Origin of the sequence: Streptomyces sp. NPDC047085, from assembly GCF_040643735.1 — a bacterium.
GTDB lineage: Bacteria > Actinomycetota > Actinomycetes > Streptomycetales > Streptomycetaceae > Streptomyces.
Genome location: NZ_JBEYUW010000013.1, coordinates 171,093 through 195,438, shown reverse-complemented (window position 1 = coordinate 195,438; position 24,346 = coordinate 171,093). Strand labels below are relative to the sequence as shown.

The window sequence follows — 24,346 nt, the reverse complement described above, 5'->3', positions numbered from 1 at the left end:
ACCGTGTGATGCCCGAGACCCCACGCCGCCTCCGCCGGGGGGCCGCCGCGCAGTTGATGCGTCGACCGCAACTGTGGGGCACAGCCACCGTCGTCGCCGCCGTGGTGGTCTTCCTGCTCTCCCTGGCCTACCTCGGAGGCATCGTCAACCCCACGGGAAGGCTGCACCACCTGCCGGTCGCCGTGGTCGACCAGGACCGCCCGCACACGTCGTCCGGCCCCGGCACCGGCGCGCAGATCACCGACGCGCTGATCGCCGGCTCGAACAAGGACCAGCGGCTGCGCCTGGAGCCGATGAGCATGGCCGAGGCCACGGACCGGCTGGACTCCGGTCGCGTGTACGTGGCGCTGGTCATCCCGCAGGATTTCACCGCCCGCCTGCACACCCTGCTCGAGGAGCGCGGCACCGCACCGCGGCGGCCGGAAGTGACCCTGCTGACCAACCCTCGCGCAGGCAGCCTCGGCGTGTCCTTCACCAGCAGTGGCCTGCAGCCGGCCCTGGCGGCGGTCTCCCACCGGATCGGAGACGGTCTGCTCGCCCAGCCCGCCGCCCGGTCGGCGGTCCCGGCCGCCCGTCTGCTGCTCGCCGACCCGGTGAAGGTGACCGTCACCGCTCACCATCCGCTGCCGGCCAACTCCGGACTCGGCCTGTCCGCGTTCTACTACACCCTGCTGGTCCTGCTGGCCGGCTATCTGGGGGCTTCCGTCATCAGCGGCATCTTCGACACCGCGGTCGGCCATGCCTTCGGTGAGGCGGGCTCGTCCCTGACCTACCGTTCGCCGGTTCCCGTCAGCCGTACCGGTCACTTTCTCGCCAAGTGCGCCACGTCCGTCGCCCTGGCCCCGGTCGCGGCGACCGCGCTGGCGGCCGCCGGCGCTCTGCTGGGAGTCGACACCCCGCACGCGGGGCTGCTGTGGGTGTTCACCACCGTCGCGATCGCTGCCGTGGGCATCGGCCAGCAGGCACTGATCGCCGCGTTCGGATCCCTTGCCTCGCTGCTGGGAACCTTCATCTTCATGGCATTGGCGCTGCCTTCCTCCGGCGGCACGGTTCCGCTCCAGGCGCTGCCGCCGTTCTTCCGGTTCCTGTCCGTCTTCGAGCCCGCACGGCACCTCATCGGCGGCGTTCGCTCGATCATGTACTTCGACGCCCGCGCGGACGCCGGCCTGGCCGGCGCCTGGGCGGTGACCGGCATGGCCCTGGTGGGAGCCCTGCTCTTCGGCCTGTTCGTCACCCGGCGGCTGGAACGCGACGGCCGGCCACGCCTGTCCGGCCAGACCTTCGCCGCACTGCGCGGAGCCGCAGCCCAGCTGTTGATCGGCCCCGCCGCCCCGCAACAGGGCCCCGGCCGCGCCCCTTCGGCATCGGGCAGCGGCCCGTCAGGGCCCCAGCAGCGCTCCATCACTTGACCCGAACCGGACGCCGCTGCCCCAGCCCGGGCCCCGCACGATCACAGCTGAGCCTTTCCGCATCAGCTGTCGCGTGTCGGCCTGGGGGGCGTCACCGTCATGTCTCCGCACCTTTGCACCTGTACTTCCGAGCCCTGATGCCCGCAGTGCCCGACCCCGACCCACGCCGCCAGGGCGGGCACGAACGCGTCCTGCTCACCGGCGACGTCCCTTCCCCGGTCACCCCGCCCACCGGCTGCAGTTCCGCACCGGCTCCTGGAAGGCGCAGCACGTGTGCTCCACCAGGAGCCGCCGCCCGCGGCCCCGGCGCCCGGGCACCAAGTGGCCTGACCCTTCCGAAACCGCGACGGCGGCCGGCCCCACACCACCTCGCACAGCACGGCCGCCACCCGGGCCCGACCCGGGCGACCTGCCGCTCAGCATGCCGGGGTCGGCCCGCGCAAAGGGTGGGGGAGTGTTCGGGGGTCTCCCCCCATGCCCGCCTGCCGGCCTCCCTGATGCCCTGGACGCGCATACCCGTTCACCCCGCCCCCGCCATCGGGCGAGCCGGCCCGACCGGCCGGGTCGGCCTCCGGGACACCCGCCCCGGCGGTCATGGGTGGACGGACGACGCAGAGAGGAAGACCACCGTGCCCGCCGAGAGCTCCCAGACCCTGGACAGGGGCCTTCACGTTCTGAAGTTCCTCATCGACTCCGAAGACGGCCTGCCCGTGGCCGAGCTGGCCGACCGCCTCGGCGTCGCCCGCAGCGTCGTCTACCGTCTGCTCGCGACCCTCGAACAGCACGCCCTGGTGCGCTGCCGCAAGGGACGCGCACGCCTCACCCTCGGGGTGCTGCGGCTGACCCGTCACAGCCACCAGCAGTTGCGCCGGGCGGCGCTTCCGGTGCTGCGCAGCCTCGCCGACGACCTGGGCGCCACCGCCCACCTGACCCTTTTCGACGGCAGCGAGGCCCTGGTCGTCGAGGCGGTCGAGCCCCGCTGGACGGACGTGCACATCACCTGCCGGCCAGGGCTGCGCCACCCGCTGGACGACAGCGCCGCCGGCCGGGCGATCCGCAGCACCCTCGGCCTGCCCGAGGGCACCCGGACCGACCCTCCATACGCGCTCACCACCGGGGAGGAACAGCCCGGCATCTGCGGCGCCGCAGCCGGACTCGTCGGCCTGCCCGAAGTCGCCGGCTGCGTCGGAGTGGTGATGCTGCCCGGCCGCATCCCGGACGGTGCCGGCCCACGGGTCGTCCAAGCCGCCGCAGCGGTCACCGACGCCCTGCGCTGACGCGCTCCTCAACCGACAGTCAAGTAACCACTGCTCATCCGAACCGCCCGAAGGCGGATATACGGTCCGAATCCGTACCGTCTGAATCCGTGCACGGCCTCTTGTGGCGCTGTGCGCCCCGAACTCCCGTGGCGACACATGGAGATATCGGCGGGACACAGCCACCGGCCCGGCAAGCCCATGGGCGAGGCGCGGCAGGACGGCCGGTCATTTCACGGCGTGAGACGCGCCCGTTGTGCAAGGAGCAACCGAAGATGACGCGCTTCATCGGAACCGTATTGGCGGGATTCCTCCTGGGGGCGCCCGCATCGCCGTGGGGCCTGGCCCGCGAACTGCACCCGGCCCTCGCCGTTGTGGCCGTCGTCCTGGGATCCCTGGCCTGCGCGGGCCTGGTGATCTTCACCGCAGAGCGCATCCGCCCCCGCTGGCATGCGTGGCGGCGACGCAACCCCACCCGCCGCGCCCCGCGCCTGGACCAGACCCCGGGACGCACCAGCCGACGAGCCCGCCGGCTGCTCGACAAGCTTGGAGCCCCGGGCTTCGGTCTCGTGGGAACCCTGATCTTCGGCACCTGGGGGACCGCCGCACTGGGGACCGCGCTGGGCCTGCCCAAGCGGTGGCTGCTGACCTGGCTGGCCGCCGGCGTCACCGTATGGAGCACCGTCTTCCTGACCATCACCCAGGTCGCGAGCAGCGCCAGGGCCTGACGCTCCCGGCCCCACGTCCCAACCCGAGCGCCTCGCCCGCATGCGCATCATCGGCGGGCAGCCGCCGCCCCCTTCGCCGACTGCCGCTGCCCCGTCCTGTGCGGCCCCGCCACCAGGCTGCCCAGCACAACGGCTGAACCCATGTCCGTGCACCGGCCCCGCGGGTGCAGGCCCGGCGGCACCGCAGGCCGCGGTGCCGCCGGGAGGTGGGAGTGGCTGCCTACGCGCCCTGGGCGGCATAGAACCAGCCGCCCTCGGTGAGCGGCGGGAAGTCCCGCTCGGTGACCTGGGTGAGTTCGACCGAGAAGTCGCCCGAGTCGAAGGCCATGCCGTTCTCCGGCGCCTGATGCCGGTACCACACCAGCTTGGTCAGATGCCCGCCCGACTCCTGGACCTGCACGAAGACGCGCTGGTCCGGGTCGGAGCCGCAGTCCAGGCCGGCCGCGCGGCAGTCGAACATGAAGTACCCCACGCGGTCCTGGCCGTTCGGGGCGACGCCCTTGGTCCAGTCGCTCTGCTTGACGTCCCGCTGATTGTCGAACTCCGGGGTGAAGTCGGCCAGGTCCGCAGCCAGCGAGCTCTCGTCGATGGCGCTGACCGACAGGGTCGGCGTCTTGCCGTTGAAGAAGCCCCCGAAGCTGTTGCTGAACCAGTACTCCCGGTTCGGCGCGAACTGGTACGGCGCGGCGCTCACCGCTTCATCGCCGGTGGCCACGACGTGCGCCAGGGTCTGCGGAGTGCCGGCGATCGTGACGTCGAGGTTCACCATCTTGATCGGCGGGATCTGCGCCTGGGACGTTCCGGCCATCACGAACGTCGAGGCGGCGGACACGGCCAGTACCGCAGCGATCGAACCGAGGCGGCGCATTCTCATGTATTTCTCCTGGGATTGATTCCACCGGTGCCCGGCACCGGCGCGATATGTGAAGGTCCGGCTCACTGGGCGCGGGTGACGTCCATGAACGTCATCGGGCGGTCGGCGGACGTGTTCATCACGCCCTCGTTCGCGCCCCACCAGTAGCCGTTGGGCAGACCGGTGGAGTTGTTCGCGCGGATGAAGACCGTGCCTTCCCCGGCGCCGCTCCACTCCTTGACGGACGTTCCGCCCTGGACGCCCTCCACACGGCTGTCCTTGTAGGCCCAGTGCGGGGACTTGTTCCAGGTGGTGGCCACGCCGTGGGGGTTGCCGGTGCTGTCCATCACCCGCACCGCGTACACCGAGGAGCCGGAATCGGTGTTGCGGCTGTCGGCGACCAGGCGGGGGGCCTGGCTGACGACCATCACATGGCCGCTTGCGCCGTCCTCGGTGCCGTTGTTGTACCTGACGGCGATGATGCTGCCGACGGCCAGGTCGGTGACCCGTCCCTGGCCGGTGGGCCTGAAGTGGGGTGACAGCGAAGCAGGGTTGGCGAGAAAGGTGTCGTAGTACTTCTCGGCCGTGGGGCTGGTCGAGCCGAAGGTGCTGGTGAAGTAGGAGTCCGTCGCCCAGCTGTAGGCGTGCTTGAGCGAGGCGGTCAGGAACGCGGCGCACTTGGCCTCGACCTGGTAGCTCGTCGGACTGCCCACGGTGCCGAAGGTGACCGTTCCCGTGGTCGTGTCGGTGTGGCCGGCCGCGCCGGGGTAGAAGTTGTCCGCGTCCTCGTCCGGCCAGCCGATCGCGTTGAGCTGGTCGATGATCTCGTGCTGTGCCGCGACCAGCGCGGCGCTGTCGTCGATCAGGACCGGCGGGGTGTCCGCGGAGGCGATCGAGGCCATGGGGGAGGCGAGCAGGGCGCCGGCTGCGGCGGCGGCGAGGATCGCGGTACGAAGGCGCTTGCGCATCACTGTCTCTTTCATGGGTCACCTTTGACACAGCCCGTTTTCGAGCGCTGCTCGCCGGGAGTTTCAGGGAAACCACCACGTGAACACGCGTCGGGCGCCGCTTTTTCTAGCAGCCCCACCCGTTCCGGCGGGTGAGTAGTGACTACTCGGGTGGTGTGTGCACCGACGTGGATTCCACGGCGCCTGCCGCGAGTAGCCGGTGCTCATTTCTGTACTCCCGGATTCCTGGCAGAGTGCGAGACCGGCACGAGTCGTTCGTCCTGGAAAGGAACGGCCACGACGGTCTCGACGACGATCGTCGTGGCACCACCCGCCCGCCTGGGGCACACCGGCTTCCTGCGCCAGGACCTGGACGCAGTGACTGCCGGTCTGCCCCTGCCCTGGAGCTTCGGGGTCGTCGAGGGACACGTGAACCGGGTGAAGACGCTCAAGTGGGCCATGTACGGCCGAGACTCGCTCCGACTCCTCCGGATACGCATTCTCACCCGGCCATGATCTTCGTTATCAGAGCATCGGTTTCAGGCAACGCCCGCGACACTATGACTGTGGACGTGAATGACGAGACCGGCGATCAACAGTCGCGCCTGCCTCCGAGACCAGTTCTGCCGGACATGGCGGCAGCACGCAGTCGCGGGCCGGCTGAGGTTGTCGAGGCCCATTGGCAGGCCCTACGACTCAGTTGGCAGTGGAAGCATGCAGTGCACCAGATCCGTTCGCCCGGCCGCCCATATCCGCGCATCGTTCCGCTGCTCGAGACTGCCGCCGCTCAACCGCGACTCCGGCGGCTGTGTCCGTTCACCAGCCACTTCGCCCTGCTCTTCAGCAGCTCCACCAGCTACCCCTGGACTGTGCAGGCCGGATCGATCGAGCCCCTGCACAACGGGCGGTTCAAGATTCGCCGACGCAGTCCCTTCACCGTGATCGGCGAAGTCGAGACCGCCGAAGAGGCTGTGGCCCTCGTGCTTGAACTCCTGCCCACCGGCCCCGAACCCGTCATTACCGCCTCCGCGGACGAGCACGTGTGACGGTGTGTGACCACGCCCGCCGATATCAGCACCCCGTCCGTGTCAGTCCCACCAGAGCACGATGAGAAGCTGCCGTTGGGATGCACCACGGTAGAACTCGCGCATGGCGTTGAAGTGCCCCATCAGGTACTTCTTCGGGCCACCGATGATCTTGTCTGCGCCGTTGCCGATCAAGGAAGCAGCCTCTGTCGCCTGGCCGGCACCGGCCTGATCATGCATGGCCGACCGGCACGCTGGTGGGTGCTGGACCCAGAAATCCGGGAGCGCGACAACAGGGGGGTGCGCCAGACTTGCCTGATGATCAGCGACGTTCATGTCCGCGAGGCCGACGCGGCTGATGCTCCGGTACTAGCCGGTCTGCGCTGGGCATTCAAGCATGAGGACCATGAAGGAGACCACTCCGAGCCGGTGCGGCCCGTGAGCCACGCTGAGGACTGGATCCGGGAGCGGCTCGCGAGCAGACGCTGGCTGGCCTGGGTCGCCGAAAGCGACGGCGAGATCTGCGGGCACGTCTTCCTCCACCTGGTGGAGAGGATGCCGGAGCCTTACGAGGACAACACCCCGATCGGCTATGTCACGAACTTCTACGTGGTGCCTGAACACCGCCATCGAGGGTTCGGAGCAGCCCTTCTTGCAGCTCTGAGGAGGCATGCGCAGGTCAGCGGCATGGACGTATTGATCGTCTGGCCGTCCGAACGCAGTGTTCCGCTCTACCGCCGATCCGGGTTCGAGTCTCCGACCGAGCTGTTGGAGGCACGGTGAACTGTCCACTGCTCAACGACAGGACCCACGCCGAGGCCGTCCTGCGCTCCATGCTTCAGTGCGGCGCCGCGTCCTGAGGGGGCTCAGGGCGCGGAACCCGGGTCCGACCCATGGTGCGCGCTGAGCGCGCGGACTTTGTCCTGCGGCCGGGCCGCTGCCAGATACAGCGCCCCCGTGCCCACTGCGAGCACGGTGACCAGCGGGGCCGCCCACACCTGATACCAGGGCGCCCCGGGTGCGGCCAGAATCGCCCGCGGCCAGGCGATGTTGACGAACTCGAACGCCAGCCAGGCCACGGCGAGCACCGTGACCACCACCACCCGCCGCGCGACGGGCACCCGTCCGCCGCCCGGGCCGGCACGCAGCTGAGCCCGCAGATGGGCGGAGGCGATCAGGAGGAACACCAGGTAGATCACCGCACTTCCGAAGGTGATCAGGCTGCCGATCGCGGCGGCTCTCAGCCCCAGCAGGAGACCGGCGCAGCTGACGGCGGCGACCGCGGCGATCGCCCCACCGGGAGCCTGCCGGGAGTTGGTGAGCCGCAACAGCCGCGAGGCGGGCAGCACATCGTCGCGGGCCATCGAGTACAGGGTGCGGGCGGTCAGGCCCTGGGCCGCGAGACCGCAGGCGAAGAACGCGATCAGGACAACGGCCGAGAACGGCTTGGCCGACCAGGACCCGAACGCGGAGACCACGGCGGTGCCGACCGGGTCGCGGTCACGGCCGGTCACGACCCGTGCGGGTCGGGGATGTGCCAGCGACACCGCGATCGCGTTCATGATCACCAAAGTGCCCACGCTCAGCAGCGCCCACCACAGGGCGCGGGGCACGTTCCGCGACGCACCGTGTGTCTCCTCGGCCACCGCGACACACGCGTCGAACCCGATGAACACCCAACCGGCCACCGCCAGCACCGCCAGGAACGCGCCGACCGTGAAGCCGCCTTCGGCCCCCCGCGCACTCAAGGTCTCGCCCAGCAAGGAGAAGTCCTGCCTGCGGAAGACCAGAAGGAGCGCCAGACCGACCCCCAGCACGGCTACGAGCTCCGCCGCCACCCCGCAGTTCAGCAGCCACCGCAGCATCCCGATACCCCGCAGATTCGCGACCGCGCAGACCACGACGAACAGTGCGGCCACCGCCACCGTCGTTTCCGGCGTAGGCGCCCACCCGGCCAGGGCCAGCATCCACGGCGCCGCCAGATAGGCGATCGTGGTGTTGGAGACGGTGTACGCGCACACCGCCAGCCATCCGGTGAACCACGCATACACCGGCCCCACCAGCCGCCTCGTCCACTGATAGGGCTGGCCCGCCAGCGGGAACCGCCCGGCCAGTCGCGTGTACACCGTCAGCAGCAGGCACTGCCCGGCCAGGCTCACCGGCAGGCCCCACACCCAGGCCGGCCCCAGCACCGATGTCCCCACCTGGAGCACCGAGTACAGACCGACCACCGGAGAGATCGTGGCGATACCCACCACCACGTTGTCGACCAGCCCCAGCGTGCGCCGCAGCCGTTGCTCGTAGCCCAGTTCGTGCAGCCGTGCCGCGTCCGACGCCGCTTCCATGCCGGGGTCGTGCGGTGCGTGGCGCCGTTTCATCTCAGCCGTGCTCGCCCTGCAGCGCGTCGGCCAGCTGGCGGCGGCCGGCGATGTCCAGCTTGCGGTAGGTGCTGGCGAGGTGGACCTCGACGGTCTTGACGGTGATGAACAGCTGCTGGGCGATGTCGCGGTTGCTCAACCCCGTCGCGGCCAGGTCGGCCACCCGCCGTTCACTGGGAGTCAGCGCCTCCGGCCCGGAGACCGCGGTCCGCCGGGGCCGGGCACCGGCGGCGTGCAGCTCGCTGCGGGCCATGTCGGCCAGCGGCGTCGCGCCGCACTGGTAGGCCGCTTCCAGGCCCCGGCTGAGGATGCCGCGTGCCCGGGCCGGCTGGTCGGCGCGGCGGGTGGCGGCGCCCAACTGCACCAGGGCATGGGCGAGCTCCAGCCGGGCGGGGGAGTCCTCCAGCACGCGGGCCGCCTCGTCGAGAAGGCCGAGTCGGCTCTCGCCGCCGTCGACCGTCGCGGCGATGCGCAGCGCATGGCCCAGCGGTCGGGCCGCCCCCCACTGACGGGCCAGCGCGAGCTCCTCCTCCACCAGGGCACGGGCCTCGTCCGCACGGCCCAGCTCGTGCAGGCACCGAGCCGCCCCGGAACGCCACGCACACAGGGCGGGATTGCGCCCGGACGTCCGGGCGAACCGCTCACCCGCCGCCCGCATGGCCTCGAGTGCCTCCTGCGGGCGGCCCTGCGCCAGCAGCAGCCGCCCGTACGACTCCTGCAGCAGGAACCAGTGCCCGCTGCGCCGCGGCCGGGCGAGGTCGACGCCGTGCAGCATCCGCGCGGCCTCGTCCACGTCTCCCTGCTCGACCAAGGCGGCCACAGCCACCGCCAGCGCATAGGGCAGGTCCACCAGGTAGTGCGTCTGCTCGATCAGGCGCAGCGCGGCGCGGGCGTCGGCCAGTGCCTCGCCCAGGGCGCCCCGCCACAGCCACACCAGCCCTCGGTAGGTGTGGCCGGCCAGCGCGTCGCTGACCGCGCCGTACTTCCGGGCCTGGTCCAGGCTCCGTTCCAACAGCGGCAGGACATCGTCGCCCTCGGCGGCCGCCAGCGCGAACACCCCGCAGGCGAACGCCGAGATCCGGCTCGCGCTCGGCAGGTCGAACTCCCCGCCGTAGACCATCTCGCCGCCGCCGAGTCCACGGCGGGCCCGGTCGGCCACCGCCTTGGCGTCGACGCCGGCGAACGCTTCGTGCAGCGCTATGAGGCAGTCCAGCATGCGGCCGCCGATCGTGCCGGAAGGAGCAGCCGCGGCCAGCTCGGGCATGCGCCCACGGGCGATCCCGTACGCCACGGGATCGTCCAGGGCCATGTCCAGCAGCCCCGTGTCCAGCACGCGCCACAGCTCCGGATCCTGCCCGGCGCGGTCGCCGCTCGCCGCCTCGTAGACCGCCAGCGCCTCGTCGTTGCGTTCCTGCCAGGACAGCAGCAGTGTCAGCACGGCGGCGATCCTTGCTCTGGCCTCTGGATCCGCGGCCTCGGCCAGCGCGGCGCGCAGATATCCCACCGGCTCCGGCGACTCGGTGCGCAAGGCCATGTCACCCAGCCGCAGCAGCGTCTGCTGCCGCTCGGGCGCCTGAAGCGGTTCCTCCAGCAGCCGCCTGAGGTAGGTGACCGCCCCGTCCGGGGATCCCCGGTCCGCCGCCAGCGATGCTGCCTCCACGAGGACCTCGGACGCCCACGGCTCACCCACGGCGGGGGTGCGCAGCAGATGGGCCGCCGACCGCTCCGAGTCGGCGCCCTGCTCGTACAGCACCTGTGCGATCCGCCGGTGCGCGTCGGCGCGGGAGAGCAGATCGATGTCCTGGTAGACCGCCGCACGCACCAGTGGATGGGTGAACCGCACCCGGGGTCCCGAGGCGTTGTCCGTCATGCCCGTCAGATCGAGTTGCGTGAGCCGGGCGGCCGCCGCGAACGCCTCCTGCGGTTGCACGCCCGCGATCACGGCCACCTGCGACAGATCACTGTCCTCGCCCAGCAGCGCGACCGCCCGGGCGACTGCCACGTGCTCCGGCGCGAGCCGCCCGATGCCGGCCGCCACCCTCCGCGACAGGGCCTTCCCGCCGACCTCCTCGATCCGCGGCACATTGGCCGCCGTCGGGGCGACGCGGGCCTCGGCCAGCGCGCGGAGCCCTTCATGGAGCAGCAGCGGGTTGCCGTCGCTGGCGACCCGGCAGGCGTCCGCGAACGCCGGATCCACCTCGGGCCCCAGAGCGCACCGTACGATCTCGGCGACCGTCTCCGCGCCCAGGGCGCACGGATGCAGCAGGGTGCACGTCTGGTCGGCGGTGATGTGGCCCAGCAGGTCCGCCGCGGCGTCCGGCTCGTCCGGCCGCAGGCACACCACCACCAGCAGCGGCAGCTCCTCCAGCCGCGGCTGCAGATGGGCCAGGAACCGCAGCGACGGCGCGTCCGCCCAGTGCAGGTCGTCCACCAGCAACGCCAGCGGCTGCTGCCGGCACAGGTTGGCGGTCAGCCAGTACAGGCCGTGGAGGATCGCGAACTCACCCGGCAGCGTCACATCCGCCGCCACCGGCTCGCCCAGCGCCACAGCGGCCGCCCCCGCAGCCCCGGACAGCAGCACCTCCTGCGACGCCGGGTCCGCGGCCAGCACAGGGGAGAACAGCTGACGGACCACGCCGAAGGAGAACTCCCGCTCGAGGTCCGTACCCCTCGCGGACAGTACCCGCAGGCCCCCCGACCGCGCCCGGTCACGGGTGTACGCCAGCAGGGCCGTCTTCCCCATGCCCGCGGGCGCCTCGATCGCGAAGAAACCGCCCTCGCCGCCGTCCGCCGCCTCGACGGCCGTGGCCAACGCAGCCTGTTCCACCTGCCGGTTCAGCAGCATGGGCGGACCATCCATGGTCACAGCATGCCCGGTGTCCCCACCTCGTGCCAGCAACCTCGGCCGGGCGCGAGGAGCGTCCCGGCACGGTGGGCGGAAGGCCGCAGAAAACGTTGGGGAGGGGTGCTGCCGAAAACCTTGGGGAGGGGTGTTGGGGGCGGCCCCCGATGTCCGATTACCGGCCGCGCGATGTCGTAGGAGACGACATCCGGAAAGTCCCCCGCTGTGGAAGGTACGGCCATGAGCGCCACGACCCCGTCTCCTCGGACTCCCAAGGACGAGGACGCCGTATGGCCCCTGCCGCCGATCGGAGGAGTACTCGGCCCCGCCTGCGCCTGGTCGGTCCAGCCCGGCCCGCTGTCCGCACCTGCCGCCGGGCGCCTGGTCCACCGAACGCTCGCACTCTGGAACGTCGACGACACCACCTGCGCGCTGACCGTGCTGGCCGTCGAGGAACTCGTCGCCGGCGCCGTGCGTCACGGCGCCCCGCCGCTGATGCTCGAGCTCGCCCGCCGCCAGGGACACATCGCCGTCGCGGTCAGCGACGCGAGCCGCCCCCCGACCTCGCCCGAGCCCGCGGCATACATCGACGGACACGACCTCACGCTGGCCGACGCCATCACCGACACGCTCGTCGTCACCGCGGCTCCCGCGCACACCGGCACCGCCGTCGTGGTCCACATCGCCGACACCACCGCCGATGAGCCCGCCGCACCGGCTCCGGCCGGCCGCCGGGCGACCGCGCCGTCCTGACACCGCCCCGGACCGCGCGGGCCGGGGCGCGCCGTGCGGACACTGCCATGGGACCGCGCGCGCCGGCCGTGCCGCACCGCCGAGCGGGCCCCCGGGCGCCGACCGCCCGTGTTCAGTCCAAGAGCCCCTGGTCCAGCGCCCGCGCCAGCTCCAGCCGGCCGCTGCGGCCGGTCTTGACGTAGATACGGCTGAGGTAGCGCTCGACGGTCTTGATGCTGAGCGACAGCGCGAGCGCGATCTGCCGGTTACCCTGCCCCAGCTGGACCAGGCGGGCGATCTGCGTCTCCGTGGCCGTCAGCAGTGTCGTCGGCTCCGCCCGGTGCCGGGGCACCTTCAGATTCCGCCGCCGCAGCTCCGCCCCCGCGCGTCGCCTCCACGGCACGGCGCCCAGCGCGTGGAAGACCTCGACCGCCTGGTGCAGATTGCGCTCGGCATCGACGTCGGCCGAGCCCAGATACAGGTGGGCCTTGCCGCGCAGCAGCGCCAGGCTGTGCCGCTCGGCGATGCCGGCCGCCTCCCGCAGGGCGTCGACGTCGCCCGTGGCGCGTCCGTGGGCAAGGCGGGCGTCGGCGAACCCGGGATGGTCGAAGGCGTCCATCCCGCTGTCCGCGGCCTCCTCGAGCAGCCGCGCGACCGCTTCCGGCGCCGCGGCTTCCGCCTCGACGTCGGCGAGGCGGACCAGCATCCGGGCACGCACATGGGCCGGAAGAGCCGGCTGCGACGCATAGGTGCGCAGCCGCCGCCGCGCCGCATCCAGATCGCCCCGCATGAAGTCCAGTTCGGCGTGCGCGCCGACCGCCACCGCCGCCAGAGTGCGATGGTCGCTCGCCGCCGCCTCGGCCGCGCGCCGCCCCGTGCTCCACTCGCCCCGATGGGCGTGGATCGAGGCCTGGATACCGCGCAGCATGGCCACGTAGGACAGCGAACCGGACTCAAGCAGGTCCTCGGCGGCCGAGTCGATCTCCGACAGGGCCGCCTGCCACTGACCCGTGTGGGCGGCGGTCTGCGCCCGCGCCAGGACCAGCGGAGCCCTGAACAGGTTCCACCCGCAGACCGCCAGCAGGCCGTGAGCCTCATCCAGCGACTGCATGCACGCCCGGGTGTCGCCCTGCATGGCGAACAGGAAGCTCAAGGTGCTCAGCGCGTGCAGCCGCGACCCGGGCCGGTCCGCGCCGGCGGCTGCTTCCTTCAGCCGCGCCACCAGCGGCGGCAGCGCACCGTAGGCCCCCGCCACGCACCGCATGTGCGCCAGATACGCCAGGGCGTCGATCTGTTCGCCGCGACTCGCCTGACCGAGCCTGGCCTCCGCCTCCGCCGCGGCCGCCTCGGCCTCGGCCGGCCGTCCCTCCAGTGTGTACAGGTGCGCGGCCTGCGCGGCGATGAAGAGGCTGTCCGCTCCGGCGGCGCGTTCCTTGTCGAGGAGCGCGAGCGCGGGCCTGAACTCCGCGTTCTCCATCAGCGCTCCGACCACCAGCGCTGTCAGCATGTCCTTCGCGCCGCCCGGCAGCGGCTCCCGCGCGGGCGAGCCGCCCGCGTCCATGGCCTCGCGCAGCCGGCCGTCGACGAACAGGGCTCTGGTCAGCCGGGTCGTCAGCTGGTGGCGCAGCGAGTGCTCCGGCGGGGTGAGCGCCAGCGCACGGTGGTACCAGGGGATCGCCGCCCGGGGAGCGACCGCGAACGCCCTCGACGCCTCCCTGGACAGCACCGCGATGGCGCCTTCGTCGCCGAACTCGGCCGTCTCACGGACATGGACCGCGATCTCGGCGTCCAGCGCCGGCGAGGCGGGCAGCGCCATCAGCCACGCGGCCGCCGTCCGGTGCCCGCGCCGGCGTTCCGCCGGCCCGATCTGGTGATACAGCGCGTCCCGGACCACCGGGTGCGCGAAGTCGTAGCCGTCGTGGCCGCTGCGGCGCAGGACGCCCTCGTGGACGAGCCGGTCGAAGGCCGCCTCGGTCGCATGCAGCGGCTGACCGGCCAGCTCGGCGACGAGGGCGATCCGTGCGATCGGCATGGATCCCAGCAAGGCGGCGGCCTGGGCGACCCGGATGACCTGCGGGTCGGTCGCGAGCATGCGCCGCAGCAGCTCCAGGCGCCGGTCCGCGCTCAGCGGCACCTCGCTGCCCGCCGCCCGGTACTCTGCCGCGTCCAGCACCAGCCGACCGCCCTCGGCGAGGCCGCGCACGGTCTGCAGGGCCAGATGGGCGTTGCCGCCGCTGTGCCGGTGGACCAGCTCCGTGAGATCGGGAGAGGCGGGGTGCGGCAGTGCGGCGGCCAGGAGGGCGGCGATGTCCTCACCGCTCATCGGCTCCAGGTCGAGCATCCGCAGCTGCCGGTCTCGGCCCAGCCGCTCCAGCAGCACGCACAGCGCGTCGGCGGGCGGCGGGTCCAGCCGGCGCAGCGCGCCGGTGATCACCAACGGGTGCCGCCCACGGCGCCGCATCAGCTGGCCGACGAGCACGATGGTGTCCTCGTCGACGAACCGCAGATCGTCCAGGCACACGACGGTGGGCGCGTCCTCGCGCAGGATCGAGAACAGCCGCGCGGCAGCCGTGTGCACGCCCTGGTGGCCCTCTTGGGGCACCAGATCGAGGGCGGCGAGCAGTTCCGCCGTCAGCCGGCTGGGCAAGCTCCGCCGGCCGGTGCACAGGGCGCCGGTGAGGGCGCCGTAGGGAATCGAGGCGCCCAGCGGGTCGGCCCCGACACTGAGCACATGCCGGCCCCGCGCCCGCAGCGCGTCCAGAGCCTGGCCCAGAAGCCGGGACTTGCCGGACCCCGGCTCGCCACGCAGCACGATGGCACCGGTACCGCCGACGGCAGCCCACTCGATCGCCTCCAGCAGCTCGCCCAGTTCCCGGGCACGGCCGGCGAAGATCTCCTCCGGCTCGCCGGCGGTGCCCGCCCCCGACCAGGGACCCACGCGCCCGGGCGCCTGACCGCCGGCATCCGGTGCTGGTGCTTGCGCCAAGGCCGACCTCGCTTCCTGTGCCCGCCGCACCCGTACGACTCCGCCCGCCTCGCCCCATGCGACGGCGACACCTGCGCCGGCACGGACGAACGCCGGGCCGTCGGACCCGAACCCGGCCCGACCGGACGAAGCGGTTCCGGTCACCATGCCGCGCAGTGGCTGTCTCCCGACAGTGGGGGAGACCCGCACGTTAACGCTTCGCGCAGGTCACCCTACCCGCGCCCGTACCGCCGGCCAGCGGCGCGCATCACACCGGGACCGGGTCAGTCGAACAGGGCCGGGTTCTCGTAATGCAGGCGCGCCAGTTCGGTCCGCGACGCCACGCCCAGCCTCGGGAAGATCTTGTACAGGTGGTACTCGACCGTGCGCGGACTGAGGAACAGCTGCGCGGCGATCTCCTTGTTGGAACTGCCCTCCGCCGCCATCCGCGCGATCCGCAGTTCCTGCGGCGTCAGTTGCTCGCCCGCGGCCGCCTTGCCCCGTCGCGCGCTCTCCCCGGTCGCCCGCAGCTCCCGCCGCGCACGCTCTGCCCACGGCTCGGCGCCCACCTGCTCGAAGACCTCGGCCGCCGACCGCAGAGCCCGGCGGGCGTCCACCCGCCTGCGCATCCGCCGCAACGTCTCACCCAAGTACAGCTCGGTGCGCGCCCGTTCCAGCGGGACACTGCCGTCGTGCAAGCCCACCGCCTCCTGCAGACATACGATCGTCTGCTCGTCGTCCTCGGCGAGCAGCGCCCGCGAACGCGCCAGCAGGGCCCTCGCCTCGCCCCGCTCCGCGCCCACCTGCCAGGACTCCAGGAGCTCGAGCGAGGCACGAGCCGTGTCCGGCACGCCCGCCCGGACGGCGGCCTCGATCCGGTCCGGCAGCGAGAACAGCGTGATCATCGGATGCCCGGACCCCGGTTCCGGAGCGACGAGCAGGTCCAGCAGCCGCAACGCCTCGGCGTACTCGCCGCGTGCCATGGCCAGCATCGCCAGAGCGTGCCGTGCGGTCGCCGCCGCGAGACCGATCCGCCGCGCCAGCGCGGTCCGCAGCGCGGCGCCGGCAGCCGCGCGGCACTGCTCCTCCTGCCCGCGCAGCGCGTGAAGCATCGCCATCCGCGCCAGATGGACCGCGGCCAGGTTCTCCTGCCCGGTCTCCTGTGCCAGCCGCAACGCCTCGTCGCTCAGGGCCAATGCATGGGCGAGATGCCCGCTGAGCAGCTCCTGGGAGGTGATGAAGTCCAGATGACCGGGCAGCGCACCCAGGTGTCCCGAGGCACGGGCGACGTCGGCCGCTCGGTGGAACAGGGCGATGGCCTGCGCGGCCTGCCCCAGATACAGGCAGCCCACCCCGGCCCACACCTCCAGCCGGACATCGCCCAGCCGCCGCGCCCGGTCGATCCCACCGGCCAGCAACTCCCGGCCCCGCACCGGGTTTCCGGCCACCACGGCCGCGATGCCCTGCAGCAGCAGGCGCGTGCACTCCACCTCCGCGGGCTCCCCGGGCAGCCGGCCCACCGCGCCCCCGATCTCGGCGAACCGATCCAGGCTGCCGACGTAGGACGCCGTCTGCGCGGCCTGCACCAGACACCTCGCCGCCGCGACGGGCGCCTCCTGCTCCAGCAGCGCCGCCGCGCGCATCAGAGTCGAGAACGCGTCCGTGAGGACCCCGCTGCCCAGCTCGACGGCACCGCGCAGACGCAGCAGCGCCCCGAGATCGGCGGGCCGCGACGCCAGCGCCTGCGCCTCGTCGATGAGTTCAGTCGTCCGCACGGTCCGTCCGGCCTGCCAGGTGGCCCGCGCCGCCGCGATCAGCCGCCGCGTACGCCGTTCCGTCTCGGGGGTGAGCCGCGCCGCCCGGTCCAGCAGGGCGGACGCCGAGGCGTGGCCCCCGCGGGCCCGCGCATGCTCGGCGGCCGTCTGCAGCTCGGCTGCGACCGCCTCGTCGGGCTCCACCGTGGCCGCGGCCAGGTGCCATGCCCGGCGGCCGTCACGGGCCTCGGGATCGAGGACCGCGGCGAGCGCCCGGTGCACCTCGCGGCGCCGGCCGGAACCCGCCCCGCTGTACACGGCCGTACGCACCACCGGATGACGGAAGGAGATTCTCTCCCCGGTGACCGACACCAGAGCGCACGCCTCCGCCGGATCCAGGCAGGACGGATCGAGGCCCAGCCGTGCGGCCGCCGCCGTCACCACGGCAAGGTCCCCGACCTCCTCCGCGGCGGCCACCAGCAACGCGGTCTGCGTCTGCGCCGGAAGCCGGCGCACCTGCTCCAAGAAGGCCCGCTCCACGCCCGCGCCCAGCGGAAGCGCGGCAGGCAGCATCTCGCGCCCCTGCAGCTGATCGGCCGTCAGCTCCGCGCCGAACTCGCCAAGGGCCAGCGGATTGCCGCGGGTTCGCCCCACGAGCTCACGCACCACACCAGGATCGACCGCCGTTCCGGACCGCTCGGCCAGCAGCGCCCCCGCCGCTTCCTCGTCCAGACCCTCCACGACCAGACGGGGCCACACCTCGCCCGTCGGCTCCGGCCCGCGATCGCGCCGCGCCATGAGCAGTACGATCCCTTCCGCCTGCAGGCGCCGCGCGACGAACCCCAGGGCGTCCAACGACGGCTGGTCCACCCACTGCGCATCGTCGACCAGGCACAGCAGCCCGCGGCCCGCCGCCGCTTCGGTCAGCAGGGTCAGCACACCCACCGACACCAGGAAACGGTCCTCGGCGTGCCCCGGGCCGAGCCGCAGCGCCGCCGACACCGCCGCGGCCTGCGCCTCGGGCAGCGCCGGCAGGTGGCTCAGCAGCGGGTGCAGCAGCTGGTGGAGACCGGCGAACGCCAGCTCCGACTCGGCCTGCGCACCCAGCGCCTGCACCACCGGCACGCCCAGCGCGCCGGCCTGCTGCCGGGCGTAGTGCAGCAGGGCGCTCTTGCCCGCGCCGGGCTCGCCCTCGAGCAGCAACAACCCGCTGCGGGAGGAGGTCGCCTCCTGAAGAAGCCGGTCGATCGCGGCGCGTTCCGCGGCGCGGCCGTGCAACTCGCCGTGCATGTGGATGATCAGTCGCCTCCGTCACCGGAAAAACCCCGCCAGGGGGGCTGCCGTACCGGCCACAGACGGCCGAAGAAATGAAGTCCCAAGATCGGCAGCCGTGCTCTCATCCTATCCGCAGCCCCACGCAGGGCCCCTCCCACGCACTGCCTCACCCACGGACCGCCGTCGCACACACCGTCCCTCCCTCCATCGCCCGTAACCGCACTGCCTGATCCGACCGCTGGGCACGGGGCCGGCACGGTGCGTCGGAGTCCCGGGCCCGTTCGATCTCCGGGCCCGGGACTCCGACGCGGTCTCGCCGGGGCGGTCGTGGTTACTGGTAGGTCTCGCCGCTCTCGGCCAGAGCGACGAGGGAGGCGGGCGGGGTGAAGCGGTCGCCGTACCGCTCGGCGAGCCGGCGGGCCCGGGCGACGAAACCGGCCGGGCCGCCCTCGTACTGGTTGATGTACTGCAGGACGCCGCCGGTCCAGGCGGGGAAGCCGATGCCGATGATGGACCCGACGTTGGCATCCGGGACCGAGCGCAGCACTTTCTCGTCAAGGCACTTGACGGACTCGATGGCCTCGATGAAGAGCATCCGCTCGACCATGTCGGCGAACGGGATGTCGGCATCGGTGGTGTGGAATGCCTCCTCCAGACCCGGCCACAGCCCCACGCGCCTGCCGTCGGCGTACTCGTAGAAGCCGGCGCCCTCCAGCCGGCCCGGGCGGCCGAACTCGTCGACCATGCGGTCGACGGCGTCGAAGGCGGCCATGTGCACCAGCGGGCGGCCCTCGGCGATCCAGGCGGCCTTGGTCTCGCCGCGGACCTTCTGGGCGAGCTTGAGGTTCAGCTCGTCGTTGAGGGCGAGCGGGGCGGTGGGGTAGCCCGCCTGCAGGCCGGCCTGCTCGATCGAGGCCGGGTGGGCGCCCTCGGTCAGCATCTCGATGGCCTCGGTGAGGAAGGTGCCGATGACGCGGCTGGTGAAGAAGCCGCGGCTGTCGCCGACCACGATCGGGGTCTTGCCGATCTGCTGGGCGATGTCGAAGGCCTTGGCCAGGGTCTCGTCGCTGGTCCGCTCACCGACGATGATCTCCAGCAGGGCCATCTTGTCGACGGGGGAGAAGAAGTGCAGCCCGATGAAGTCCTCCTGCCGCTGTACGCCCTCGGCCAGGCCGGTGATGGGCAGGGTGGAGGTGTTGGAGCCCAGCACCGCGCCGGGGGCCAGGTGCGGCTCGATCTCGGCGAAGACCTTCTTCTTCAGCTCGGTGTTCTCGAAGACCGCCTCGATGACCAGGTCGGCGCCGGCGGCGTCCTCGGCCCGGTCGGTGGTGACGATCCGCGCCAGCACCCGCTCGCGCTCGGCTTCGGTGCACTTCCCGGCGGCGACGGCCTTGGTGAGGATCTTGTCGGAGTAGGCCTTGCCGCGTTCGGCGGCCTCGACGCTGACGTCCTTCAGGACGACTTCGATGCCGGCCGTGGCGCACACGTGGGCGATGCCCGCGCCCATCATCCCGGCACCGAGCACGACGGCCTTCTTCGCCTGGTGCCTCGGGAAGCCGTCGGGCCGGCTGCCGCCCTTGGCGATGTACTGGGTGTCGAAGTGGAACGCCTTGATCATGTTGGAGGAGACCTGGCCGCAGGCCAGCTCGGCCAGGTAGCGCGTTTCGATCTTCAGGGCGGTGTCGATGTCGACCTGGGTGCCCTCGACCGCCGCGGCGACGATGCGGTGCGGGGCGATCATCGGGGTGCCGCGGCCCTGCTTGCGCAAGGTGGCGGCGATCGGCATCACGACCGAGGACTGGAAGGCGTTGGTGGACTGCGAGGCGGAGTGGCCGCCGGGGATGCGGTAGCCCTTGGTGTCCCAGGGCTGGGCGGCCTCGGGGTGCTCGGCGATCCAACGCCTGGCCAGCGCCGGCAGCTGCTCGGGGCTGTCGGCCAGCTCGTCGACCAGGCCCTTGGCGAGGGCCTTGGCCGGGGTGAACAGCCGGCCCGTCAGCACGACCTCGGTCAGGGCCTTGTGCAGGCCGAGCATCCGCACGGTACGGGTCAGGCCGCCGGCGCCGGGCAGCAGTCCGAGGGTGACCTCGGGCAGGCCGATCCGGCTGTGGCCGACGTCGAGGGCGATGCGGTGGTGACAGGCCAGCGCGATCTCCAGGCCGCCGCCGATCGCGGATCCGTTGATCGCGGCGACCACCGGCCGGCCGAGCGTCTCCAGCCGGCGCAGCAGCGCCTTGGACTGGTCGGCGCCCGCGGCGAACTCTCCCGCTCGCTCCGGGGCGGTCTGCCCCAGGAAGGACAGGTCGGCGCCGGCGAAGAAGCTCTTCTTCGCGGAGGTGATGACGACGCCGGTGATGTCGTCGCGCTCGGCCTCCAGCCGGTCCACGGTCGCCGCCAGCGAGCGCTCGAAGAGGGGGCTGAGCAGATTGACGGGGCCTTCGGGGTTGTCGATCGTCAGGAGGACGACGCCGTCGGTGTCCTGCTCCCAGCGGATCATGTTGGTGTCGGTCATGAGAGGTGTCCTGTTCCGGGTCGGTGCGCTCGGGGGGTTGGCCGGGAGGGAGGGGCCGGTCACAGCCGCTCGATGATGGTGGCGATGCCCATGCCGCCGCCGACGCACAGCGTCACCAGGGCACGGCGGGCGTCGCGGCGCTCGAGCTCGTCGACCACGGTGCCGACGAGCATGGCGCCGGTGGCGCCCATGGGGTGGCCCATCGCGATGGCGCCGCCGTTGACGTTGACCTTCTCGATCGGCAGGTCGAGGTCCTTGACGAACTTCAGCACCACCGAGGCGAAGGCCTCGTTCAGCTCGAAGATGTCGATGTCGTCGACGGTGAGCCCGGCCATGTCCAGGACCCGGCGGGCGGCAGGGGTGGGACCGGTGAGCATGATGACCGGCTCGCTGCCGACGATGGTGGCGGCCACGATCCGGGCCCGCGGGGTCAGCCCGAGGTCGGTGCCGGCCTGCTCGCTGCCGATGAGGACCATCGCGGCGCCGTCGACGATGCCGGAGGAGTTGCCGGCGGTGTGGACGTGGTCGATCTTCTCGACCCAGTGGTACTTCTGCCGCACGATGTCGTCGAACAGCTCACCGAACTGGGTGAAGGAAGCCGGCAGCTTGGCCAGGCCCTCCAGCGTGGTCCCGGGCCGGATGTGCTCGTCGTGGTCCAGCACCGGCACACCGCTGCGGTCCACCACCGGCACCACGGACTTGGCGAAGTACCCGCCCGCCCAGGCGGCCGCGGCCCGCTCTTGCGACAGCAGCGCATAGGTGTCCACGTCCTCGCGGCTGAAGCCCTCGAGGGTGGCGATCAGGTCGGCTCCGACGCCCTGCGGGACGAACTGGCCGCGCATGGCGGTGTCGGGGTCGAACACCCACGGCCCGCCGTCGGCACCCATCGGCACCCGTGACATCGACTCCACACCGCCGGCGATGATCAGCTGGTCCCAGCCGGAACGGACCCGGGCGGCGGCGGTGTTGACCGCCTCCAGACCGGACGAGCAGTAGCGGTTGATCTGCAGGCCGCAGACGTCGTCCGGCAGCCCGGCTGCGAGCGCCGCGGTCTTGGCGATGTTGCCGCCCTGGTCACCCACGGGCATGACCGCCCCGAGGATGATGTCGTTGATCCGGGCCGGGTCCAGCTCGGGGTGGCGCCTGAGCAGCTCGCCGATCAGGCCGGTCAGCAGCGAGATGGGCTTGGTGCCGTGCAGCGAGCCGGTGTTCTTGCCGCGGCCGCGCGGGGTGCGGATCGCCTCGTAGATGAATGCTTCGGTGGTCACAGCTGGTCCTTTGCTCCGGGTGGTGCGGGGATGAAGGGCGGTGCGGGATGGAGGGAGGTGCGGGGGGTGAAGGGCGGTGCGTATGGCGGTGCCCCTGGAGGCACGGCGGTGGTGCCGAAGGGCTTCGGTCACCGAGGGGTGTCGGTCACAGCAGTGCGCGCAGCCTGCGCAGGGTGCCCAGCGGATCGGGGCCCGTGGGAGCGACGTTGAGCATGGTCACGCCTGCCTCGGCGAACGCCGCGAGGCGTTCGCGGACGAAGCCCTCCGGTCCCACGAGGTTGGTCAGGCGCAGCAGTTCGCGGGGCACCGCGGCCTCCGCCTCCTGTTTGCGGCCCGACAGGTACAGCTCCTGGATCTGCTCGGCTTCGGCCTCGTAGCCGTAGCGGCGCACCACGTTGTTGTAGAAGTTGCGGCCCTTGGCTCCCATGCCGCCGATGTAGAGAGCGGCGAACGGGCGTGCCAGGTCGAGCAGTTCGTCGGTGTCGTCGCCGATGGCCAGCAGCCCGCCGGCCACCGTCTGCAGCGGCCCCAGCGCCGCGTCACGCTTGGCGCCCCCGCGGTCCAGGGCCTCGCCCCAGACCGTACGGGCCTTCTCGGGCAGGAAGAGGAACGGCAGCCAGCCCTCGGCGATCTCCGCGACCAGCTCGACGTTCCGCTCGCCCAGGGCCGCGAGGAAGACCGGGATCCGCTCCCGTACGGGGCGGTTGATCAGCTTCAGCGGCTTGCCCAGGCCCGTCCCGGCCCCCGGTGGCAGCGGCAGGGGATACAGGCCGTCGTTGGTCACCGCCTCCCGCCGCCACACCCGGCGGACGATCTCGACGATCTCCCGGGTGCGCTGGATCGGCTTGTCGTACGGCACACCGTGCCAGCCCTCGACGACCTGCGGGCCCGACGCGCCCAGGCCGAGGATGGCGCGCCCGCCCGAGACCGCGTCCAGACCGGCCGCGGTCTGGGCCAGCAGCGCGGGGGTGCGCGAGTAGATCGGCAGGATGGCCGAGCCGATCCGGATCCGTTCGGTGCGGGCGGCGAGAAACCCCATGATCGTCGGCGCGTCGAAGCCGTACAGCTCCGACACCCACGCCACATCCACGCCGGCCTGCTCCAGGGCGGCCGCCTCCTCGGCGGCGGCCACCGCATCACCGGCGTACTTGAGGGTCGTACTGATCTCCACGGCGTCACGCCCCCTCGGTGGCGGCGGCGACCACTCCGGCGTCGAGCAACTGCTCGATCCGTCCGGCCGGGAAGCCGGCGCCGGCCAGGATCTGCCGGGTGTGCTCGCCGGGCCGGGCGGCGCGGGTGGGCGCCGGGCACGGGGTACGGTCGAAACGGGGGGAGGGCGCGGGCTGGGTCACGCCGTCGAGCTCGACGAAGCTGCCGCGCGCGACGTAGTGCGGGTGCCTGGGGGCCTCTTCGAGGGTGAGCACCGGAGCGAAGCAGGCATCGACGCCTTCGAACGCCTCCACCCACTCCTGGCGGGTGCGCGTGCGTACCACCTCGGCGATCCGCTTCTTGCGCTGCGGCCACAGCGTGCGGTCGCCCGGGTCCGCGAAGTCCGCCGGATCCAGACCCAGGGTCTCGTACAGCGCCTGCTGGAACTGTGGCTCGACGGCGCCGAAGGAGACATGACGGCCGTCGGCGGTCTCGTAGGTGTCGTAGAAGTGGGTGCCGCCGTCGAGCCAGTTGGTGCCGGGCACGTCCGTCCACAGCCCCTTCTCGCGCAGCCCGTAGAAGATGCCCGTCAAGGTGGCGGCGCCGTCGACCATCGCGGCGTCCACGACCTGGCCGAGGCCGGTCGTGCCGCGCGCGTGCAGGGCCGCGAGGATGCCGACGGCCAGGAGCATGCCTCCGCCGCCGAAGTCCGAGATCAGATTGAGCGGGATCGCGGGTCCCGCACCGGGGCGGCCGATCGCCGCCAGTGCGCCGGTGATCGCCGTGTAGTTGATGTCATGGCCGGCCACCTGGGCCAGCGGGCCGTCCTGCCCCCAGCCGGTCATCCGGCCGTAGACCAGGCCCGGATTGCGCTCCTGGCACACCTCGGGCCCAAGACCCAGGCGTTCCATCACTCCCGGACGGAAGCCCTCGATCAGGACATCGGCATCTTCGACCAACCGCAGCACCACGTCGGCGCCCTGAGGATCCTTCAGATCGACCGCCACCGAGGTGCGGCTGCGGCGCAGCAGGTGGTCGTCGAACGGCACACCCACTTCGGCGGGCCGGTCCACGCGCACCACTTCGGCGCCCAAGTCCGCCAGGACCGTCGCGCAGAAGGGGCCCGGACCCTGAGCTCCTATCTCGACCACTTTCAAACCGGTCAGCGGCCCCATGGTTCGCCTCCTCGCACAGCGCATCAGTAGGTGACGCCCGCTCACGGGCGCGTCGGGATCACACGACCGCCCCTGACCCGC

At 72.1% G+C, this 24,346-nt stretch carries 18 protein-coding genes; 7 read left to right on the top strand and 11 right to left on the bottom strand.

All coding sequences use genetic code 11. The features are described from left to right. The first annotated feature begins 8 nt into the window (after window positions 1–8). The 3 genes from ABZ865_RS34325 to ABZ865_RS34315 all read left to right on the top strand — a co-directional run bounded on the left by ABZ865_RS34325 (window position 9) and on the right by ABZ865_RS34315 (window position 3,393). The gene (locus tag ABZ865_RS34325) at window positions 9–1,409 is read left to right on the top strand and encodes a DUF3533 domain-containing protein (protein ID WP_361239206.1); all 1,401 of its coding nucleotides are present in this window, start codon (window positions 9–11) and stop codon (window positions 1,407–1,409) included. Window positions 1,410–2,038: 629 nt separating this feature from the next. Next, complete coding sequence (locus ABZ865_RS34320; protein WP_361239204.1) at window positions 2,039–2,686, top strand: helix-turn-helix domain-containing protein; 648 nt, start codon at window positions 2,039–2,041, stop codon at window positions 2,684–2,686. Window positions 2,687–2,940: 254 nt separating this feature from the next. Continuing rightward, on the top strand, window positions 2,941–3,393 hold the full coding sequence (locus ABZ865_RS34315) for a hypothetical protein (RefSeq protein ID WP_361239202.1): 453 nt from the start codon (window positions 2,941–2,943) through the stop codon (window positions 3,391–3,393). 220 nt (window positions 3,394–3,613) lie between these two features. Here the strand turns inward: ABZ865_RS34315 and ABZ865_RS34310 are convergent, their stop codons facing one another. Both ABZ865_RS34310 and ABZ865_RS34305 read right to left on the bottom strand, forming a co-directional pair. Further along, complete coding sequence (locus ABZ865_RS34310) at window positions 3,614–4,267, bottom strand: hypothetical protein (protein WP_361239200.1); 654 nt, start codon at window positions 4,265–4,267, stop codon at window positions 3,614–3,616. Between the two features lie 62 nt (window positions 4,268–4,329). Then, window positions 4,330–5,229 (bottom strand): hypothetical protein, encoded by a 900-nt coding sequence (locus tag ABZ865_RS34305; protein ID WP_361239198.1) that lies wholly within the window; start codon window positions 5,227–5,229, stop codon window positions 4,330–4,332. Between the two features lie 285 nt (window positions 5,230–5,514). On the opposite strand from ABZ865_RS34305, the gene ABZ865_RS34300 reads away from it, so the two are divergent. Then, window positions 5,515–5,709, top strand: a complete 195-nt coding sequence (locus tag ABZ865_RS34300) for a hypothetical protein (RefSeq protein ID WP_361239344.1) — start codon at window positions 5,515–5,517, stop codon at window positions 5,707–5,709. Continuing rightward, window positions 5,706–6,239, top strand: coding sequence for a DUF6193 family natural product biosynthesis protein (locus ABZ865_RS34295; RefSeq protein ID WP_361239196.1), 534 nt, complete (start codon window positions 5,706–5,708; stop codon window positions 6,237–6,239). Before ABZ865_RS34300 ends, ABZ865_RS34295 begins: the two co-directional genes overlap by 4 nt. A gap of 42 nt (window positions 6,240–6,281) precedes the next feature. On the opposite strand, the gene ABZ865_RS34290 is transcribed toward ABZ865_RS34295, so the two are convergent. Further along, a complete protein-coding gene (locus tag ABZ865_RS34290) occupies window positions 6,282–6,554 on the bottom strand; it encodes a hypothetical protein (protein WP_361239194.1) in 273 nt (90 codons plus the stop codon). On the opposite strand from ABZ865_RS34290, the gene ABZ865_RS34285 reads away from it, so the two are divergent. Next, window positions 6,537–7,001: a GNAT family N-acetyltransferase gene (locus ABZ865_RS34285; RefSeq protein WP_361239192.1), complete on the top strand. Its 465-nt coding sequence runs from the start codon at window positions 6,537–6,539 to the stop codon at window positions 6,999–7,001. The genes ABZ865_RS34290 and ABZ865_RS34285 overlap by 18 nt on opposite strands. A gap of 83 nt (window positions 7,002–7,084) precedes the next feature. Here the strand turns inward: ABZ865_RS34285 and ABZ865_RS34280 are convergent, their stop codons facing one another. Both ABZ865_RS34280 and ABZ865_RS34275 read right to left on the bottom strand, forming a co-directional pair. Further along, complete coding sequence (locus ABZ865_RS34280; protein WP_361239190.1) at window positions 7,085–8,563, bottom strand: APC family permease; 1,479 nt, start codon at window positions 8,561–8,563, stop codon at window positions 7,085–7,087. A 34-nt stretch (window positions 8,564–8,597) separates the two neighbouring features. Next, entirely contained in the window at window positions 8,598–11,456 is a 2,859-nt protein-coding gene (locus ABZ865_RS34275; RefSeq protein WP_361239188.1) for an AAA family ATPase, read from the bottom strand. Between the two features lie 222 nt (window positions 11,457–11,678). On the opposite strand from ABZ865_RS34275, the gene ABZ865_RS34270 reads away from it, so the two are divergent. Next, on the top strand, window positions 11,679–12,191 hold the full coding sequence (locus ABZ865_RS34270; RefSeq protein WP_361239186.1) for an ATP-binding protein: 513 nt from the start codon (window positions 11,679–11,681) through the stop codon (window positions 12,189–12,191). A 112-nt stretch (window positions 12,192–12,303) separates the two neighbouring features. Here ABZ865_RS34270 and ABZ865_RS34265 read toward each other — a convergent pair whose 3' ends face one another. From ABZ865_RS34265 to ABZ865_RS34240, 6 genes are all read right to left on the bottom strand, one after another. Continuing rightward, the gene (locus ABZ865_RS34265; RefSeq protein WP_361239184.1) at window positions 12,304–15,108 is read right to left on the bottom strand and encodes an AAA family ATPase; all 2,805 of its coding nucleotides are present in this window, start codon (window positions 15,106–15,108) and stop codon (window positions 12,304–12,306) included. Between the two features lie 311 nt (window positions 15,109–15,419). Beyond that, window positions 15,420–18,179, bottom strand: coding sequence for a LuxR C-terminal-related transcriptional regulator (locus tag ABZ865_RS34260; RefSeq protein ID WP_361239182.1), 2,760 nt, complete (start codon window positions 18,177–18,179; stop codon window positions 15,420–15,422). A 316-nt stretch (window positions 18,180–18,495) separates the two neighbouring features. After that, the gene (locus ABZ865_RS34255) at window positions 18,496–20,673 is read right to left on the bottom strand and encodes a 3-hydroxyacyl-CoA dehydrogenase NAD-binding domain-containing protein (RefSeq protein ID WP_361239180.1); all 2,178 of its coding nucleotides are present in this window, start codon (window positions 20,671–20,673) and stop codon (window positions 18,496–18,498) included. Between the two features lie 59 nt (window positions 20,674–20,732). Continuing rightward, complete coding sequence (locus tag ABZ865_RS34250) at window positions 20,733–21,941, bottom strand: acetyl-CoA C-acetyltransferase (protein WP_361239178.1); 1,209 nt, start codon at window positions 21,939–21,941, stop codon at window positions 20,733–20,735. 145 nt (window positions 21,942–22,086) lie between these two features. Continuing rightward, window positions 22,087–23,112, bottom strand: a complete 1,026-nt coding sequence (locus ABZ865_RS34245; protein WP_361239176.1) for an LLM class F420-dependent oxidoreductase — start codon at window positions 23,110–23,112, stop codon at window positions 22,087–22,089. 4 nt (window positions 23,113–23,116) lie between these two features. Beyond that, entirely contained in the window at window positions 23,117–24,265 is a 1,149-nt protein-coding gene (locus tag ABZ865_RS34240; RefSeq protein WP_361239174.1) for a CaiB/BaiF CoA-transferase family protein, read from the bottom strand. Window positions 24,266–24,346 lie beyond the last annotated feature (81 nt).